The sequence below is a fragment of the Treponema bryantii genome (assembly GCF_036492245.1).
Lineage (GTDB): Bacteria > Spirochaetota > Spirochaetia > Treponematales > Treponemataceae > Treponema_D > Treponema_D bryantii_C.
Genome location: NZ_AP025286.1, coordinates 1346474 through 1365946, shown reverse-complemented (window position 1 = coordinate 1365946; position 19473 = coordinate 1346474). Strand labels below are relative to the sequence as shown.

Genomic DNA, 19473 nt, shown 5'->3' with positions numbered 1-19473 from the left:
TTTTTTGAAAGTGCATTTTTTTCTTGCCGTTATACAACATAATATAGTAAATTTTATAAATATAAGGTATAATAGAATATCTAAAATTATTTGATTAAGGAAAAACTATGTTTATTGATAAAGTCCTTACCGCGATTTTCGGAACACAGAACGATCGCGATGTAAAAGCCCTTATGCCAATTCTGGCTGCAGTAAATGCTAAAGAAGAATGGGCAAAATCCCTAAAACCAGAAGAATTCCCGGAACAGACTAAAAAATTCAAGGAGCGTCTTGCTGCAGGTGAGACTCTCGATGATATTCTTCCAGAAGCCTTTGCACTCTGTCGTGAAGCTTCATGGCGTGTAATTGGTGAACGTCCATTCGATGTTCAGATTATGGGTTCTATCAATCTTCATCAGGGTAAAATCACTGAAATGAAGACTGGTGAAGGTAAAACACTTGTTGCCGTTGCTCCAGCTTACCTTAATGCCCTTACAGGAAAAGGCGTTCACGTTGTAACTGTTAACGATTACCTTGCAGAACGCGATGCCAATTCCCGCCGCCCTATTTTTGAATACCTTGGTCTTACAGTAGGTTCAATTCTTTCAAGCATGGATAACGATACCCGTAAAGCAAATTATGCATGCGATGTAACTTATGGTACAAACAACGAATTTGGTTTTGACTACCTGCGCGATAACATGAAGGTTGATCTTAAAGATAAGGTTCAGAGAGGCTTTAACTACTGTATCGTCGACGAAATCGACTCTATTTTGATTGATGAAGCCCGTACTCCACTTATTATTTCTGGTGCCGGCGAAGATGATACTTACAAATATCACGAAGTTGATAAATATGTTGGCGAACTTAAGGAAGTAGCAAAGGATCCAAAAACAGGTGAATATCCTGATGAAACCTTTATGACTCCGGAAGAGCGTGCCGCAATTGAAGGAGACTACACAATTGATGAAAAGTCAAAGCGTGTATCTTTCACAGACAAAGGTATGCTCCACATCAATGACATTCTCCACAAGCACAATCTGATTACAGGTTCTCTCGAAGATGAAGAGAACTTTGAATACACACACTACTTTACACAGGCTCTGCGCGCTCACCTTCTTTTCCATAATGATGTTGATTACCTCATCCGCGATGGAAAAGTTGAGATTATTGATGAGTTTACAGGACGTGTACTTGAAGGCCGCCGTTATTCTGATGGTCTTCACCAGGCTATTGAAGCTAAGGAACACATCCGAATTGCTCAGCGTAACCGCACAATGGCTACAGTTACCTTCCAGAACTTCTTCCGTATGTACGACAAGCTTTCTGGTATGACTGGTACAGCCGCAACAGAAGCAGTTGAATTCAACAAGATTTACGGCCTCGATGTAGTAGCTATTCCTACTAACCTTCCTGTTGCACGTAAAGATGAAAATGATGAGGTTTACCTCAACGAAAAAGAAAAATGGGAAGCAATTGCTAATGAGATTAAGGAAGCCCACGAAAAAGGACAGCCTGTTCTCGTTGGTACAGTTTCCGTAGAAAAATCAGAATTGCTTTCTGCCCTTCTTACACGTAAGGGAATCCGTCACGAAGTATTGAACGCTAAGAACCATGCACGCGAAGCTATGATTATTGCAGAAGCAGGTGCAAAAGGTGCCGTAACAATCGCTACTAACATGGCAGGTCGTGGTACTGATATTAAGCTTGGTGGTAACCCTGAATTCCGTGCAAGAAAACGTGCCGGAACAAATGCTACAGAAGAACAGTACAAGGCTGCTCTTGAAATCGAAAAGGAAAACTGGAAAAAAGATTATGAAGAAGTAAAAGCTCTTGGTGGTCTTTATGTAATCGGTACAGAGCGTCATGAATCACGCCGTATCGATAACCAGCTCCGTGGACGTTCAGGACGTCAGGGTGACCCTGGACGTTCTAAGTTCTATATTTCTATGGATGATGACCTTATGCGTCTCTTTGGCGGCGAACGTATGAAGGCTATGATGAGCCGTATCGGTATGCAGCCGGGAGAACCTATTGATCACCCATGGCTCAACAAAGGAATTGAAAAGGCACAGCAGAAGGTAGAAGACCGCAACTTTGAAATCCGTAAGCATTTGCTTGATTATGATGATGTTCTCAATGAACAGAGAACTGTTATCTACAATCAGCGTGATACCATTCTTGGAGATGACAAACTTTCAGAGCGTGTAATGAACAACGCTAAGGAAGAAGTAGAAAATCTCTTTGAAAATTACGAATACGAAGCAAAACATAATAAGAATTCTAATGCACCGCTTCTTGAGCTGCAGGAAAAGATCCGTAATACATTTGCAATCCAGCTCCCTTCAGACGGATATACAAAAGAAGCAGTTATTGCTGCCCTTCAGAATGATATTACAGAGAAGGAAACTCTTGCCGGAAGAGAAAACTTCAATATGTTTATCCGCTATCAGTACATTCAGATGATTGATAAGAAATGGCTTGATCAGCTCGAAACTCTTGAAGGACTCCGAGAAGCAGTTGCTCTCCGTTCTTACGGTTCTAAGAACCCTCTTACAGAATATAAGATTGACGGCTTTAATATCTTTGATGAAATGCTCGACACAATCCGTAATTCGGTTATGTCACGCGTATTCCGTGTTCGTGTACAGCTTTCTCCAGAAGCCGCTGAACAGCGCCGCCGTATGCTGGAAGCTCAGCAGCAGGGCATGAATGCACAGCATAATGAAGCTGGTAACACAGCTGCTCAGATGGCTCAGAACACAGCAGAACGCAGCGCACACTCTAATTTCAACGGAGATCAGGCTAGACGTCAGGCTGTAAACAGTGCTATGAACCAGCGCTCACAGGGTGATAACGTAACAGTTCGCCGCACAATGCCAAAGGTTGGAAGAAACGATCCATGTCCTTGTGGAAGCGGAAAGAAATATAAGCAGTGTTGCGGAAGATAACCGTTAAAAACAAATTGCCCGGTAAGTCCGGGCAATAACAGCTATGTTTAATTCCCGTGCTTGTCACGGGATTTTTTTTTAAACCTTTCCAAATCTGCCAAGCGGCCAGAATCTCAATACAGGTTTTCCAATAATATATTTTTTGTTGATGTACTGAGGCTCCATCATTGAATAATAAGTTACTGAAAGAGGATCATCTGAAGTAAGGGCAGTTTCTTTCTGTTCATAACGATGGCGGAGATCCAGCGAATTAAAGCGGTTATCGCCCATCATAAAGTAACAGTTATCCGGGATATACTTTGGATTTCCATCAGAATCGTTTGCAGGGAATACAGGCATATTTCTTTCATCAAGTAAGCCCTGAATATACCAGTCTAAATGTTCTGCAGAATTATAAAGATTAAGCAGTTCACTATTTTCTACCCATTTTTCTTCTGGAATTCCATCAGAGATAAGTCTTGCATATTCTACAACGAGTTTTCCAAAAGTAATCTTAGTCATTACATTAAGACGGAAATTTGCTTCTGAATACAAATCACGAACTTCACTCTTTGCAGGAATCCATGAACAGATAAATTTATCAAACCATTCAGTTCCACCTTCCTGAAGCATTAAGCCTTTAGTAATACGCTGAAGATTCATAAATAAATTGTTTTCAGATAATGAAGGTGTACTGAAACTACCTGCATCTTTATTTATAGTAATATATTTTCTAAGCTGTCTTGAAAGTTCATAAGCTTGAAATTCAGCCGCAGCCAGATCATAATTACGTCTTTCCTCTTCAAAATCCAGCATTTCCTGATATTCCTGAGAGTTCAATGGGAAACTGCGGATATAAGGTTTAAGATTTTTATTTACTGCATTAAGGTTCCAGGTTGCATATTTTGAATCAGCAGCAACAGGTTCAAATACATCGCTGGCCGTTGTTCTTCTGTATAAAGTTCCATCCTGCATTACAAGCTGCTCACCAGGAAGACCTGTAATTCGTTTAACAAGCGGATCGGCCTTCAGTTCTCCATCTACATCTTTATTGAGATTAACCTGCATGATAGACAACATGTAAATCAGCTGAGAAGTAACTGTTTTTACTTCTGATTTTCTGTCCAGGCTGTAATGAGGGTTTCTGAGAACAATGGTATCTCCCCTCTTGTATTTTCTGAAATCTGGAAGTCCTACATCTGTAAGAGGGAACTTTGGTCCACAATCAATTTTTGAAACAAAAACCTTATCCTTTATAAGGAAAGTTGGCACCATTGATTCTGAAGGAATTTCATAAAGCTGCATAAGGAAAATCTGGAAAATCAGAACTGTGAAAATAGCCCAGAAGAAAGCATCAATCCAGTCTGCAATCTCAAATAAAACCTTTCCAATTCCCTTAAACTTTCTTTCAGCAGGAGCAACCTTCCAGCCCTGAACAATCAGCTTATTCTTTGCAGGATAAAGTTTTCTGGAATTAAGATATGCTAAAACAAAAACAACAAACCATGAAAGAACTGCGAATACATCAATAATAAATGGAGTTCCAGTTTCTCCGGCTCTTCTCAAAATGAAAGTAATGAAAAGAAAATAAGGAAGATATTCATTCAGTTTAATAGCTGCATAAATATTTTTACCATCTGTATCAATAAACAGTTTTTTGATATTAAACCATACACTGATTCCAAAATAAATAAGTGAAAGCGGAAATGCTAAGAGTGAGATATCCGCATGAAAACTGATGTTCAAAAGTGTAAATATTGCTGCGGCGGCGAATTCGATGAAGATAAATAGTCTTAATTTATAAAATTGTGATGATAATTCTTTTTTGTTACTCATATATAAAATATACTAAATTTTTAGATTATATTAAAGTCACTGAAAAATTATGTCTGGCCACTTTTAAATTTCTCTATTTCTTCAGTTATCTTTTTAATATCAGACAATTTTGTATAATCTTCACCTTTCAAAGTCTGAAACGGGGCATCGGTTTCCGGGAGAACTCTTTCATGTGGTAATTCTTTCACACACGCAATTACCTTTTTATTTCCATTCATCACCTGTTTTCCAAAACTGAAATATGCATTTATTTCATGTCGCAATAAAGATTCAGCTTCTACAGGAGGCCCCATAAAGGAATGAAATAAAACTTCCGGCAGTTTTTTCAATTGTTTTGAATATTCAAAAAGTTTGTGATTTGCTTTACGGCAATGTACTACCAGTGGCTTATCATACTTTAATGCAAGTTCAAGCTGAATGTTCCAGATTTCTTCCTGTAAATCTGCAGCATTCTTAAATTCATCTGTAAAAAAATCAAAACCTGCTTCTCCAATAAAAGCTAATTCTCCCCTTTGTAAAACTCCTTCAAGAAAATCAGCACTTTCCTGAATATTTTCATTTGCTGCATTTTGAGGATGTATTCCGTAACTTTGGATTACACAGTCTGGAGCTTTACTCTGCACTTCATACTCTTTAATGAAATGTGCACAGGAGATTCCGCTCCATTCATATTCTTCTCCAAAATCCGGAATATCAATTCCATAGCGTTTACACACAGAATAATGAAAATGAGCATCAAAGAGAAAATTTTTACTTTTTTTTGAAAATTTTTCTAACATTATTTTTATTATAACCGAAAATATGAATAATGAGACAGTTTTGCGTGACACTTTAAATCATTTTTTATATATGGGAGTAAAAAGAAAATGAAAAAATACACACTCAAAAGCATCGGAAAAAACACAGACTACATGACAATCCTTCGTGAGATGGAAGATGGATTCGTAGTAAAAATCGTTCGTGATATGGATGGCTACGAAGACGTAAAAACTGACTATATTTCTAAGGAACTTTTTGACAGCTGTATTCGTACTGGCTATCTTACAGAGATTACAGAAACTGTAAAGATGGCAGTTAATGCTTAATAAAATATTGAATTAAAAAAGAGAGTCCTCTTGTTGAATAAACCACCGGAGACACCACCGGTGGTTTTTATTTAACCAGGTCGTACACGTCATGCTGAATTTATTTCAGCATCCATTAGCAGATTACGAAGCTAATTCGGGATGACTGGCAATTATTTCTTTCGTCTGCGCGATTCTTTCTTCCTTACTACCCGGCTCAAGCCACTTAATCTCCACACCTTTCTTTTCCATCATACGGAACCAGGTTTCCTGACGTTTTGCAAACTGACGGATAGCAATAAAAAGTCCTTCAAATAATTCTTCTTTTGTTGCAATTTTTCCCTGCAGAAACTGAGAACAGAAACGATACTCAAGACCAAGCTTTTCAAGCCGCTCCCAGGTAATTCCGCTGTCATGAATGGACTGAACTTCTTCGAGCATTCCACCATCCAGACGCTCCTTAAGACGTATGCTTATATTTTCCCACATCTGAGGACGAGGCAAAGTTGTACCGATTATAAGTGGATTTATTTCCGGGCGCTGAACTGAGGTAGAGTCTACCCCTTTCTTTTTCGCCTCAATAATTTCCAGTGCTTTTATTACACGATCTTTTTCAAGAAGGTCGCCTTTTGTATGTAAATCAGGCTGAAGCTCCATAAGCCGTGCAGCAAGAACTTCAAGTGGAGTTGCTTCCAGTTCCTCGTGAAGTTTTTTATTTTCAGGAAGAATTACAAGCTGATAGTCACGGACAATCGCATCAAGATACATGCCGGTGCCGCCAACAATTACAGGAAGTTTACCCCGCCCTGTAATATCCTTAAAAGCCTTGTAAAAATCCTGCTGGTAGTTGTAAACATTGTATTCTGCAGGAAGTTCTGTTATATCAATCAGATGGTATGGAACAGCCGCGCCGTCTTTACTTTCAGCATAATCAGCAAGATCTTTTCCAGAACCAATGTCCAGATGACGATAGGTCTGACGAGAATCGGCTGATATTATTTCGCCATTAAAAGCACGGGCAACTGCAACACCGATTGCAGTTTTTCCTACAGCAGTAGGCCCAAGGATTATTACACAGTTATAAGGCTTACTAGAGGACACGGCACACCACACATTTAAGGTATTCAGATTTTGGATATCCTAAGAGAACCGGATGATCCGGGCCTGCTCCGCGCTTTTCAAGAATCTGAATTCGTTTATGACTGTCCATTGCAGCATGCATAAGCATATCACAGAACATATTTGTTTCCATAAAATGAGAACATGAACAGGTAACGAGAATGCCGCCTTCATTCAAAAGACGCAATGCACGCAGGTTAATCTCCTTGTATCCGCCATAAGCCTTTTCAATCATCTTTGCAGATTTTGTAAATGCTGGAGGATCAAGAATAATAACATCAAACTTACGACCGTCAGTTTCATACTGTTTAAGTAAATCAAATACATCTGCACAAACAGCTTTCATTACCTTACCCGCGCCGTTCAGTTCAATGTTGTGATTTACCATATCAACTGCTTCCGGAGAAATATCTACAGAAGTAACTTCACGAGCTCCATTCTTAAATGCATTAAGACCAAAAGCTCCTGTGTGAGTAAAGGTATCAAGAACAGTCTTACCCTTACAGAAGCTGGCAGCAGCAGTACGGTTAAACTTCTGATCAAGGAAGTAACCGGTCTTCTGTCCGTTTGCAATATCAACACAAAGCTTAATTCCGTTTTCTACAATAGTGATTTCTGTTTCACCTTTACCGAAAATCCAGCCTGCAGTCTGAGGAAGACCTTCCTTATCACGAACAGAGGCATCACTTCTCTCATAGATTGCATCTGGCTTACATACCTTCTTAAGTGCTGCAATAATATCCTCACGGAATACTTCGCAGGAAAGTGAAAGGAACTGTACAACAATAATTACACGGCCCTTTTCGTCACAAAAACGTTCACTGATAAGACCTGGAATAAAATCTGCTTCACCAAAAATCAAACGGTAAGAATCGCTGTCGCTATAGAACATGCGGCGCATATTGTAAGCTTCAAGAATCTTCTTTTCGTAATAAGCGGCTGTATCTGCCATAATAACATCTGCATGGTCGCTTCCAATTATACGCACAGTGATTTTTGACTTCTTATTGAGAATACCGGTTCCAAGAAATCCACCTGCCTTTGTATAAACTTCTACTGTGCTACCGTCTTCAACAGTACACTCTTTAAGGCTTTCATTTTTCCATTCTGATTTTTCGTCGGCTCTGTGTTTTACATGAGAAATCTCATTATCAAATACCCATGGAAATCCCTGCTGGATTTCTTTTTCTTCTTTACTGTTCAGAAAAACTCTCGGAAAATTATTCATACTCATAAGGCACATTATATCAAACTTGATTATTCATCACAATTACACCATAATCGGAATATGCTTTTTATTTTTGATATGGGTGGTGTTGTTACAAACACATTCTTGCTTACCCAGCTTTACAAGAAATTAAATATTACAACAGAAGATTTTTATAAGCTTTGTTCATCTGGTGAACATGATATCTGGAATCTTTTCCAAACCGGTAAAATAAATCCACAGCAGTTCTGGACTCAATTTAATGAACGTGTTGCTGCGTCTAAAGACGAAAAATACAAAAATGTTCCAGTGGTAGAAAATGATCTTTTCCGCCTTTATTTTCATCCGTCAAAAAATCTGGAAACTGTAGAGCTCATTCAGCAGTTGAAAAAAAAGCATCGTGTTGTGTGCGGAACAAATACAATCGACAGTCATTGGGAAAATCATATGGAGCGTGGAGATTACGCGTTCTTTAATCAGACTTATGCATCAAACAAAATAGGCTGCGCTAAACCCGATCCTCATTTTTTTGAACTGATTCTTGAAGCTGAGCAGGCCGCCGCGGAGGATACTTTTTTTACGGATGATAGGGCGGATAACGTAGCGGCAGCTGCAAGTCTCGGTATTCACGCAGAACTTTTTACAAGCGCTGCGGAACTTACCGAGAAATGGAAAATTTATTTTTAATAATTAGAAATCGTCTAAATCACCGTCAGCCTCAGTGGCGTTTATCTGTTTTTTGAGGCGAAGTGCCTGTTTTATCTCATAACGGATATCAGACAATCCTTTTTCTACTCTACTGTCAGGATGTGCTTCGTATACTTCCATCATCATCTTCTCTGACTTTGAAAGATTTCCAAGTGCTTCCTGAAGAATTGCAGCATTATAGCCTGCTTCTACTAGACCTGTTTCCTCATAAATCTTAGAGTACTCCTCAGATGCCTTTGCAATTAATTTTGAGTTTTCTGCCATTTCATCTACAGTTTTCATACGCTGCTTAAGAGCCTTATCCTTGGTTTTAGGTTCAAGCAGTTTTATAGACTTTACAACAGCATATGGTTGAAGTTCTCTAAGTATCTGAGAAGCATACTTCTTAAGATCATCATCTATCAGATAATAACTTGCCGGAAGTTCGCTTTTAGATTCATATTTTGAAGAGACATTATCAATAATAAATGAATTAACTGCAATAACTTTATTTGTTGAGCTGTCTATAATTGTATATCTGAACTTAAATTTAACTTCCTTTTTCCAGTAAGTTACAATCTGATATTCAGCTTTCTGATCACCTTTTGCAGCCTTTACCATTTTTTTCTCTTCAGAACGTTTATTGTTTACATCAAAATAAACTACTTCACCTGTAAGATATACATCTGCAGGATTCAACGTTCCTTTTCTAAGAGAAGCTTCTACAGAATCAGAGCTAACAAGTTTAATGTACGGAGAAGAAAGTAGCCCACGTTCTATCTGACTTCTGAGTGTATCAATTGCAAGCTGTTCATCTTTGTCTTCAATATCAAAAAGCTGATAGAAAGTACTGATTACAATTTTCTTTCCAATAGACATATCATCTGTTCTTACATAGTGAGAAGGTGTAAAAGGTAAGACAGCAATTGTACGGGCACCATTTAAGTCCAGCTCAGCGGGTCGAGTAAGGTTAACTTTTACTGTTGTTGCACATGATGCCAAAGTAAAAACCAAAACAGAAATTAAAAGAAATCGAATTCGACTTGTTTTCATATATACTCCTATTAACAATATTATAACACTTCTATTGAATAAAATATGTACTAAATATATAATAATTCAATTTTTTAAATATCTTCTTATTATAAGGGGGATTTATATATGAATTCAACACTTCCAAACACCGAAATCATTTTGCACATTCTTCTTTCGGTAGGTATTATTGTAATTGTAGCCAAATATTTTGGCGTTCTTGCAAAGAAAATCGGTATACCTCAGGTAGCCGGTATGATTGTTGCAGGTCTCATTCTTCGCTTTATTCCTTTCTTTAGAAATTTCGGCAAGACAGATCCAAATGTAATCTATAATGAAACTAACCAGTTTATTTCCTATATGTCTGAAATTGGTGTTATTCTGATCATGTTCTCTGCAGGTCTCGGAACTAACATCAAATCTCTTGTAAAGTCTGGTTTTAAAGCAACTCTGATTGCTATCTGTGGTGTATTTGTTCCACTCATCATGGGAACTGTTATGTCGATGTTCTTCTTTGGTTTTGACAGCTGGGGAAGCCTTAACTTTTTCAAGAGCGTATTTATCGGAACAATCCTTACAGCAACATCAGTTAGTATTACAGTTGCAGTTTTAAAGGAACTTGGAAAAATCAAGAGTGATGTTGGTCAGACAATTGTAAGTGCCGCTATTATTGATGATGTAATCGGTATTATCGTACTTACAATTGTACTTGGTGTAAGTTCAGGAAAAGGCGGATATCTTGGAATCATCCTAAAGACCCTCGCCTTCTTTGTATGTGCAATTGTTGCTGGTTTTATTGTATACAGACTTTTCCGCTGGTATGACAAACGACATCCCCGCTCACGCCGTATCCCGATTTACGCTCTTGGTATTGCTCTGATTTTTGCTTTCTGTGCAGAACACTTTTTTGGAATTGCAGATATCACAGGTGCATATATTGCAGGTATTGTATTCTGCAGTCTTAGTGATGCTTCTTACATGGAATCAAAAATCGATATTAATGCTTACATGATTTTCAGCCCTATTTTCTTTGCGAGCATAGGTCTTAAAACAGATCTTTCTGGAATGAACCTTAGTCTTTTATGGTTCTCTATCGCATTTGTAATTGTAGGCTGTCTTTCAAAAATTATCGGCTGTGGTGGAATTTCAAAACTTCTAGGTTTCAACTGGAAAGAATGTCTTCAGATTGGAGAAGGAATGATGGTTCGTGGTGAAGTTGCACTTATCGTAGCTACAAAAGGACTTTCAGCAGGACTCGTAGATTCAAAATATTTTACATCCGTAATCCTGCTGATTATCGTTTCTTCAATGGTAGTGCCTATTTTACTTAAACGTTCATTCTCTGAAAAAACTGAAGTTTCAGAAATTACAGAATAGACTCTAATTCAGAGAAACTTTCAATCTTTTTAAAGTAATCATCTGTTTCTGGGCGGCCAAAACCATAGGCAGCCCAGATAAACGGAACACCAGCCTGTTTACAGGCATCATAATCACCTTGTGTATCTCCAACATAAACCGGATTTTTAAGACCGTTACGACTTACAACAAGTTTTATATTTTCTGCCTTTGATTTTCCTGTATTACCAAAACATTCAATATCTTTAATCAGATTTGTAATTCCGTTTTTTTTCATTACAAGTTCGATATATCCACTCTGACAATTACTTACTATAAAGAGAGGGATTTTTTCATAAAGCCGATTTAAGGTTTGAAGTACACCTTCGTAAGTTATATCAACAGTATTTTCCAGAAGAGCTTTCTGCTCTCCTACACAGCATTTTTTCATAAGCTCTTTTTTATCTGCTTCAGAAAGAACACCAAAAAGATTGTCAGCAATAACATCCATTGTTTTGCCAAACTGGCCTTTGAGAATATCAGCAGTTACATGAGGTACCTGAGGAAAACTATCGTCTATTGTTTTATTCCAGGCTTCAGCTACAATTCCGGTTGTATTCCAGATTGTGCCATCAACATCAAGGATAAGTCCATCAAATTTATTCATAATGTATCAATTTATACATTAAAATCTGGAATGAGACAACCGTTTTTGCTTTTAATCTTTTATCTTGTTATTTAATAAATCAAGCTCAGTTTTTACATCTGCCCCATTCCATATATTGGCAAGAGTTGTAGAAGTCTCAGTCCAGAATTTACCCATTACAGGAATTGAAGGCATAGGGAAAGCATAATCAAGCTGATGCAGGAAGCCCGGCATATACTTACTGTCTACAGTAGTATTGATTGAAGGCATAGCTCCTGTATACAGGAATCTGAACTGCTGCATTTCAGGAGAAAGCAAATATTCAGCAAATTCAGCAGCTTCTTTCGGATGCTTTGAACAGGCAGTAACAAACATTCCTCTGGTTCCACTGAAAGAAGCTGCAGGCTTATTCTCGCCTGGAAGCGAAGGAATTGCAGCAACATTAAAATCTATACCAGCACGTTCAAAAGGTTTTACATTCCATAAGCCAGTAATAAACATAGCCGCATTTCCAGATGCAAATAAGCCTTCACAAGCAGCAGTACTTAATTCAAGATCCTGTAGTCCTAAATCTTTATTCAGGCTCTGGAAAAACGTCATACCTTTTACTGCTTCAGCTGTATTCATACAAGGATTTCTGGCATCGGTTCCGCTTTCACCGTACAAACGGTTTCCACCGGATGTTGCAAAAAGAATTGAGTAATAAGCGTTTGTAACATCCATTACAAAGCCATATTTACCAGGATGTGTTGAATTAAATTGCTGCACCCATTTTACAAGCTCTTCCCAGGTCTTTGGAACTTCATTCTCACTTATCAAACGTTTATTATAGAAAAGAGCATAAGTTTCAGCACTGACAGGATATCCATACATAGTATTATTGTATGTAAGCGCTTTTGCACAGGAAGCAAGAACCTGCTTAGAAATCTTATCAGGATTTTCAGTTGGAACAATAAGTTTTTTAGAAACAAGAGTACCAAGATTATCATGAGGAGCTGGAATGATATCTGGTCCAATACCTTTAGGAGCATCCACTTCAAGAGTCTCAACCGCACCGTGAAGTTCTACATATACATAATCAATTATAACATTCGGATGCTTTTCCGTATAAGTCCTACCCGCATATTTTATAAACTGATCAATTCCATCTTTTGATTCCCATACACGGATATGGATTTCTTTTGGATTATCTTCTACAGTACCATTATTAACTTTTGAACAGCCTGTAATACAAAAAGTAAAAGAAATCAGAACTGCAAAAATCTTCAATAATCTATTTATATTCTTCTTCATTTTCATACCTCTCACACACTGCTTAAACCTGGAACTGATCAACCTGACCGCCGATATCATCAATTGAAGCAGACATCTGTTGTGAAATATCAGAAAGAGCATTTCCTGTCTGCTTGATAGTTTCTGCACCAGCTTCCATCTGTTCCATATGCTGTTTCAGTTCAACAGTAGAAGACTGAAGATTCTGAATCTCCTTAAGAATGGAAGCATTACCTTCAGACATTTCCTTAACAGCCGAAATTACAACTTCCGTACTGTTATTCATAGAATCAAGAGAAAGATTAATCTGTTCCGAATCACTGTTCTGCTCATCCATAGCAACAGCTATTTCTTTTACCAGATAATCAGTTGATTTAATTTCATCACTAACCTCATTAAATGCAAGACGAGATTCATTAGAAGCTTCAATAATTTCCTTAATTGAGTTCTGAATATTCTTAAGCTGTTCACCAATTTCCTTAGATTGAGCAGTAGAAGTTTCAGAAAGCTTTCTTATTTCAACAGCAACAACCGAGAATCCCATACCGGCATCACCCGCATGAGCCGCCTCAATTGCCGCATTCATGGCAAGCAGGTTTGTCTGACTAGCAATTTCACGAATAGTCTTATTCGCATTTCCAAGCATTTTTGACTGCTCACCCATGATTTCAATCTTTGCACTTACATCATCCTGCTTCTGCACACCACTCTGAGCTTTTTCCTCAAGAATTGCATAAGACTCAGCCATTTTTTCAACAGAAAGATTTACTTTGTTAATATTCTTAATCATTTCTGAAACAGCTTCACCGGCAGTCTTAACACTTTCACTTTGTTTTTCTACCATTCGTTCAAGAGATTCAATATTCGAAGCAATTTCATTAACAGCCGTAGCAGTCTGGTCTACACTCGCAAACTGATGAGCTGTACCATCTTTAGTAGATTGAATATTTTCAATGATTGTATCAATTGAAGTTAGCGTTTCATGCGTATTCTGATTCAGCAGTTCACCAACCTGGTACAGTGCATTCTTAGACTCTTTCATTACCTTAATAATACTCTGAAGTTTTTCCGTAAAGGTATTAAAGCCGGTAACTAATTCACCAATTTCATATTCAGTTTTAATGTTGATACGTTGAGTAAGATCCGCCTTTCCCGAAGCAATCTCCCCAATATTCTTACTAACCTGTCGCAAAGGTTTAAGACTTCTCGAAAGCAAAAGTCCACTCAATGAACCAACTAAAATGGAAGCAAGCGTAATAAATATCATTCTGTACAAAATCATATACAGAACAGCAAGAGCCTGATTTTTATTCTGAATAATTCCAAGATGCCAGTCGCCATTATTTATGCAGATATAAGTTAAAAAGTATGAACTTCCATCCATATCAAAAGTCTCAAAACCACTTTCCTGATTTATCATCTTAATCTGAAGTTCACGGAACTGACCATATTTTGTATTCGGACCATAAGCAGCATCATGAATATTATTTTCCAGCTCTTTTTTTCCATAATAATTAATACCGGCAATCTTCTCACCTGCATCATTTATAATGAAGATAAATCCATCATATTCCAGATCTATAGATGAAGTAATATGATTCATAAAGGCAGCATCGGCAACTCCAGATAGAACACCTATTACATCACCCTTATCATCATATAAAGGACTTGAAACATGAACTACCATTTTTTCAATTTTTTCATCATAAAGAATATCAGAAATATTTGATTTTCCAGCCAGTGCTTTTCCGTAGTATGCCCGGCCACCTACCCAGACATCGTCCCCCCGAGTAGAATGGGCCATACCATTCGGATTACCAACCTCAAAAGATTCAAATCCAATTCGTTTAGCTTCCATCTTAAGAATAGACTTCTGAACTTTCCAGTCCATATTGCGGATATCGTTCCGCTGCGCAATAGTATCTACCTCGCGGATGTACGCATTAATAGAAAGCTCCATCAGTTTTCCAGCATCATCCCGTACCTTAGTCATCGTACTTTCAACCTGATTTGTCTGTACCCGTCTAAGCAGCAGAATCGAAAAAGAAGTAATCAGAACACAAATAAAAACAACAAGAATAGAAATTCTTAAAACAATTTTAAAAGATAAAGAATTGGTTTTCATACTATCTCCATTATGCTATAAAAAAAATTATAATGCAGAATTTTAATGAAAACAAATTTTTTTAATAAAATTTAAATTAGTTAGCGCATAAACACTGTCCAACACGCGTTCCGGGGCTCGCTGCCGCTCGGCCTCTTCCCTCGCTGCGCTCAGTCCAGTGGCTGCCTTCGGCACCCCTCCATGTTTGGCGCACATCACCGTTAATTAATTAATTTGTTTTTTTTAATTTTCTGATATATACTTAAGATATATGTAAAAAACATAATTTAAAAAGGAGAAATAATTATGAAAAGAACATTTATTTCAACAATGCTATTGTTAATTTCAACAATATTCTTTTTTGGCTGTCAACATGAATTGGAAAACCCTAATCAACAGTTTGTATTTTCAACAGACCCTATTTTTCCAAAAACAGACTGCGATGTTTTAGTTGATGAAGAAGTAAATCTTTCTGATGGAAACTGGATTTTTCAAGAAAGGTCAAATTTTACAATAAATAATAGTTTTACAATAAGTTTAACACCGGAGCAGAAGGAAATATTATTTAACTCCCTTTCAGATGATATAGAAAGGAATAGATTGAACTCATATGAAATAAATAACCAATCTACAGAATACTATTATTATAAACTTCCACTAACACAAAGTTTTGGTTCTGCTTGTTTTAAATTTCAAATTGAAAATACAACTATTATTTCAAATAAATATAATGGTTATTTTGTGTTATTCACAGATGATGATTTTATAAAAAAAATATTTCGTAATGTTCCTAAATCCGGTATTGATGTACAACAAGACAAAATAATTTATACAACTTTTGTAGATTATAATAATTCATTATCAACTCAAGTAAATGTTTTTATTGATGAATTAATAGGCATTTCAAAAAAAGAACTAAATTATAAAAACCTGGATATATTAAAAAATCAAGATTGTACTAAGTATTATTACAGAAATTATGAATTTAACGATGATTTTATTGAAAAGTATCTATTAAAAGAATAATAACGTTTTGTATAAATGTTGTAGAAATCTTTCTGCTGCTCTGTTTGTTTTTAGATTTCAGTTAAATAAAAAAAGCTAGCGACTTCCTACTTTCCCGGAACAAATCCAGTATCATCGGCGTAAGAGAGCTTGACTTCCGTGTTCGGAATGGGAACGGGTATTACCTCTCCACTATGGCCACTAGCATTATTAACAATACCAAGTTACGAAGTGTGTAAGACGATTTCTCGTGCACACAGGACGGATTATTCAGAAGTGTTCGTTTTGAACGGAAACGATGATATGGCCAAGTCTCACGACTTATTAGTAATGCTCGGCTGAACGCCTCACGACGCTTACACCTGCATCCTATCAACCTGGTAGTCTCCCAGGAGTCTTCAGGGAACTTAAAGTTCCAGGGAAGTCTAATCTTGAGGTGGGCTTCCCGCTTAGATGCTTTCAGCGGTTATCCCTTCCGGACTTAGATACCCAGCACTTACCCTTGGCAGGATAACTGGTAAACCAGAGGTTCGTCCACTTCGGTCCTCTCGTACTAAAAGCAGCTCCTCTCAAACTTCCATCGCCCATAACAGATAGGGACCGAACTGTCTCGCGACGTTCTGAACCCAGCTCACGTACCACTTTAATTGGCGAACAGCCAAACCCTTGGGACCTGCTCCAGCCCCAGGATGTGATGAGCCGACATCGAGGTGCCAAACTTTCCCGTCGATGTGAACTCTTGGGGAAAATCAGCCTGTTATCCCCGGAGTACCTTTTGTCCGTTAAGTGATGGCCTTTCCACTCAGCACCATCAGATCACTAAGACCTACTTTCGTACCTGCTCGAATTGTCACTCTCGCAGTCAAGCCTCCTTGTGCCTTTACACTCGTGCTCCGATTTCCAACCGGAGTGAGGAGACCTTCGCGCACCTCCGTTACTCTTTGGGAGGCGACCGCCCCAGTCAAACCGCCTGCCTAACATTGTCCCCAATCCTGCTTCAAGGATAAGGTTAGAAATCCTGTTCATCAAGGCTGGTATTTCACCATTGACTCCGCGCAACCTGACGGCCACGCCTCACAGTCTCCCAGCTATCCTACACATGATAAACAGGATCCCAATATTAAGTTACGGTGAAGGTTCACGGGGTCTTTCCGTCTAATTATGGGTATCCGGCTTCTTTACCGGAATATAAATTTCACCGAGTCTCGCGTTGAGACAGTGCCCAGAATCGTTACACCATTCGTGCGGGTCGGAACTTACCCGACAAGGAATTTCGCTACCTTAGGACCGTTATAGTTACGGCCGCCGTTTACAGGGGCTTCGATTCAATGCGTCAGATTGCTCTTGACATCTCCTCTTAACCTTCCTGCACCGGGCAGGTGTCACCACCTATACGTCCCATTGCTGGTTCGCAGATGGCTGTGTTTTTGATAAACAGTCGCCTGGGCCTGCTTTCTGCCGCTCACTATCATTTCTAACGTGAGCCACACTTCTTCCGAAGTTACGTGCGCATTTTGCCGAGTTCCTTAACGCGAGTTCGCTCGTGCGCCTTAGATTACTCATCCTTCCTACCTGTGTCGGTTTCCGGTACGGTTTAATTAGCCACACTTAGGAATTATTTCCCGGCACCTTGATTACGTCCGCTTCAGTTGCACTTTCTGCTTCCTCGCTGTAACGACTCATCTCAGAGCTTCTTTTAACCAGCTCCTCAGCAACTCGTCGCTTTGACCGGGACAACCGTCGCCCGGCCGGATTTCACCTCATGCGTCATTCCATAAAAACTAATTAAGTATTGGATTATAAACCAATTTCCCATCGACTACGACTTTCGTCCTCGCCTTAGGGGCCGACTTACCCAGGGCAGATTGCCTTTACCCTGGAAACCTTAGGTTTTCGGCGAGCGGGGATCGCACCCGCTTTTTCGTTACTTATGCCTGCATTCTCTCTTGAATCTCCTCCAGAACCCCTCACAGGTATTCCTTCATCAGTTAATTCAATGCTCCCCTACCAATCATTACCTATGTAATGATTCCGGAATTTCGGTTTCATGCTTAGCCCCGTTACATTGTCTGCGCACGGATGCTCGACCAGTGAGCTGTTACGCACTCTTTTAAGGAATGGCTGCTTCTAAGCCAACCTCCTGGCTGTCTGTGCATCCGCACTTCATTTCACACTCAGCATGAATTTGGGACCTTAATTGCCGGTCCGGGCTGTTTCCCTCTCGACTACGAACCTTGGCGCACGCAGTCTCACTCCCATACGCTGAATACCGGCATTCGCAGTTTGATTGAAATCGGTAGGATTTGACTCCCCCTTTTCCATCCAGTGCTCTACCTCCGGCATTTTTGTATGAGGCTGTCCCTAAAGGCATTTCGGGGAGAGCCAGCTATCTCCAGGTTTGTTTAGCCTTTCACTCCGTGTCACAGGTCATCACTACCTTTTTTAACAGATTACTGTTCGGCCCTCCAACAGGTTTCACCCTGCCTTCAGCCTGCCCATGACAAGATCACCTTGGCTTCGGGTCTGCGTCATGCAACTTTTCGCGCTGTTCACACTCGCTTTCGCTCCGGCTCCAGAACTTCTATTCTTTAGCCTCGCTGCATAACGCAACTCGCAGGTTTATTCTACAAAAGACACGCCACTACCCTTGCGGGCTGTGACATCTTGTCAGTCTATGGTTTCAGGTTCTCTTTCACTCCCCTTACCGGGGTTCTTTTCGCCTTTCCCTCACGGTACTTGTCCGCTATCGGTAGCTGTTCAGTATTTAGCCTTGGATCGTGGTCGACCCGGATTCTGACAGGGTTTCACGTGCCCCGCCATACTCAGGATACCGCTGAAGACTCTTTCATTTCGGATACGTGGCTTTCACACTCTCTGACGCTCCTTCCCAGAAGCTTCTCCTATAAAAAAGTTTTCTCTAAACTTCGTATGCGGTCCTACAACCCCACATAAGTGGTTTGGGCTTCTCCCCGTTCGCTCGCCGCTACTTGGGGAATCTCTGTTGATTTCTGTTCCCGAGTTACTTAGATGGTTCACTTCACTCAGTATTGCTCCTGTGTCCTATATATTCAGACATTCAGGTGATGCATAAATGCACCGGATTACTCCATTCGGAAATCCGGGGGTAAACGGATATGTGCTCCTGTCCCCGGCTTATCGCAGCTTATCACGTCCTTCTTCGCCTGACAGCTCCCAGGCATCCGCCATAGACCTGTATTCGCTTGGCCATATCATCTTTTCCGCTCTTTCACTCAACC

13 protein-coding genes and 2 rRNA genes are annotated in these 19473 nt (G+C 39.2%); 5 read left to right on the top strand and 10 right to left on the bottom strand.

What is annotated here, in order from left to right; translation table 11 throughout:
- The first annotated feature begins 107 nt into the window (after positions 1-107).
- Positions 108-2930 carry a preprotein translocase subunit SecA gene (secA, locus tag AABJ44_RS06120; RefSeq protein WP_338371021.1) on the top strand — a complete coding sequence of 941 codons (2823 nt, stop codon included), beginning with the start codon at positions 108-110 and terminating at the stop codon, positions 2928-2930.
- Positions 2931-3008: 78 nt separating this feature from the next.
- On the opposite strand, the gene lepB is transcribed toward secA, so the two are convergent.
- Both lepB and AABJ44_RS06110 read right to left on the bottom strand, forming a co-directional pair.
- The gene (lepB, locus tag AABJ44_RS06115; protein WP_338371020.1) at positions 3009-4745 is read right to left on the bottom strand and encodes a signal peptidase I; all 1737 of its coding nucleotides are present in this window, start codon (positions 4743-4745) and stop codon (positions 3009-3011) included.
- A gap of 47 nt (positions 4746-4792) precedes the next feature.
- Positions 4793-5524, bottom strand: coding sequence for a TatD family hydrolase (locus tag AABJ44_RS06110; RefSeq protein ID WP_338371019.1), 732 nt, complete (start codon positions 5522-5524; stop codon positions 4793-4795).
- Positions 5525-5611: 87 nt separating this feature from the next.
- Here AABJ44_RS06110 and AABJ44_RS06105 point away from each other — a divergent pair, with 87 nt between their 5' ends.
- Positions 5612-5830 (top strand): hypothetical protein, encoded by a 219-nt coding sequence (locus AABJ44_RS06105; protein WP_074644900.1) that lies wholly within the window; start codon positions 5612-5614, stop codon positions 5828-5830.
- A 123-nt stretch (positions 5831-5953) separates the two neighbouring features.
- On the opposite strand, the gene miaA is transcribed toward AABJ44_RS06105, so the two are convergent.
- Both miaA and AABJ44_RS06095 read right to left on the bottom strand, forming a co-directional pair.
- Positions 5954-6910 (bottom strand): tRNA (adenosine(37)-N6)-dimethylallyltransferase MiaA, encoded by a 957-nt coding sequence (gene miaA / locus AABJ44_RS06100; RefSeq protein ID WP_338371017.1) that lies wholly within the window; start codon positions 6908-6910, stop codon positions 5954-5956.
- Positions 6900-8162, bottom strand: a complete 1263-nt coding sequence (locus tag AABJ44_RS06095; RefSeq protein ID WP_338371016.1) for a class I SAM-dependent rRNA methyltransferase — start codon at positions 8160-8162, stop codon at positions 6900-6902. Before AABJ44_RS06095 ends, miaA begins: the two co-directional genes overlap by 11 nt.
- Before the next feature lie 54 nt (positions 8163-8216).
- Here AABJ44_RS06095 and AABJ44_RS06090 point away from each other — a divergent pair, with 54 nt between their 5' ends.
- Positions 8217-8822 carry an HAD family hydrolase gene (locus AABJ44_RS06090; protein WP_338371015.1) on the top strand — a complete coding sequence of 202 codons (606 nt, stop codon included), beginning with the start codon at positions 8217-8219 and terminating at the stop codon, positions 8820-8822.
- A gap of 3 nt (positions 8823-8825) precedes the next feature.
- Here AABJ44_RS06090 and AABJ44_RS06085 read toward each other — a convergent pair whose 3' ends face one another.
- On the bottom strand, positions 8826-9875 hold the full coding sequence (locus AABJ44_RS06085) for a hypothetical protein (protein WP_074644906.1): 1050 nt from the start codon (positions 9873-9875) through the stop codon (positions 8826-8828).
- Positions 9876-9983: 108 nt separating this feature from the next.
- On the opposite strand from AABJ44_RS06085, the gene AABJ44_RS06080 reads away from it, so the two are divergent.
- Positions 9984-11231: a cation:proton antiporter gene (locus tag AABJ44_RS06080; protein WP_338371014.1), complete on the top strand. Its 1248-nt coding sequence runs from the start codon at positions 9984-9986 to the stop codon at positions 11229-11231.
- Here AABJ44_RS06080 and AABJ44_RS06075 read toward each other — a convergent pair.
- The 3 genes from AABJ44_RS06075 to AABJ44_RS06065 are packed head-to-tail and all read right to left on the bottom strand — an operon-like array spanning position 11221 to position 15232.
- Positions 11221-11856, bottom strand: coding sequence for an HAD family hydrolase (locus tag AABJ44_RS06075; protein WP_074644909.1), 636 nt, complete (start codon positions 11854-11856; stop codon positions 11221-11223). The two genes, AABJ44_RS06080 and AABJ44_RS06075, sit on opposite strands and share 11 nt — an antisense overlap.
- 51 nt (positions 11857-11907) lie before the next feature.
- On the bottom strand, positions 11908-13128 hold the full coding sequence (locus AABJ44_RS06070) for a sugar ABC transporter substrate-binding protein (protein ID WP_338371013.1): 1221 nt from the start codon (positions 13126-13128) through the stop codon (positions 11908-11910).
- 22 nt (positions 13129-13150) lie between these two features.
- Positions 13151-15232 (bottom strand): methyl-accepting chemotaxis protein, encoded by a 2082-nt coding sequence (locus AABJ44_RS06065; protein WP_338371012.1) that lies wholly within the window; start codon positions 15230-15232, stop codon positions 13151-13153.
- Positions 15233-15517: 285 nt separating this feature from the next.
- Between AABJ44_RS06065 and AABJ44_RS06060 the strand changes: the two genes are divergently transcribed.
- Complete coding sequence (locus tag AABJ44_RS06060; RefSeq protein WP_338371011.1) at positions 15518-16237, top strand: hypothetical protein; 720 nt, start codon at positions 15518-15520, stop codon at positions 16235-16237.
- A gap of 73 nt (positions 16238-16310) precedes the next feature.
- Here the strand turns inward: AABJ44_RS06060 and rrf are convergent.
- Both rrf and AABJ44_RS06050 read right to left on the bottom strand, forming a co-directional pair.
- Positions 16311-16422 (bottom strand): 5S ribosomal RNA (gene rrf, locus AABJ44_RS06055).
- A 97-nt stretch (positions 16423-16519) separates the two neighbouring features.
- Positions 16520-19443: ribosomal RNA gene (locus AABJ44_RS06050) — 23S ribosomal RNA — on the bottom strand.
- Between the last annotated feature and the right edge of the window lie 30 nt (positions 19444-19473).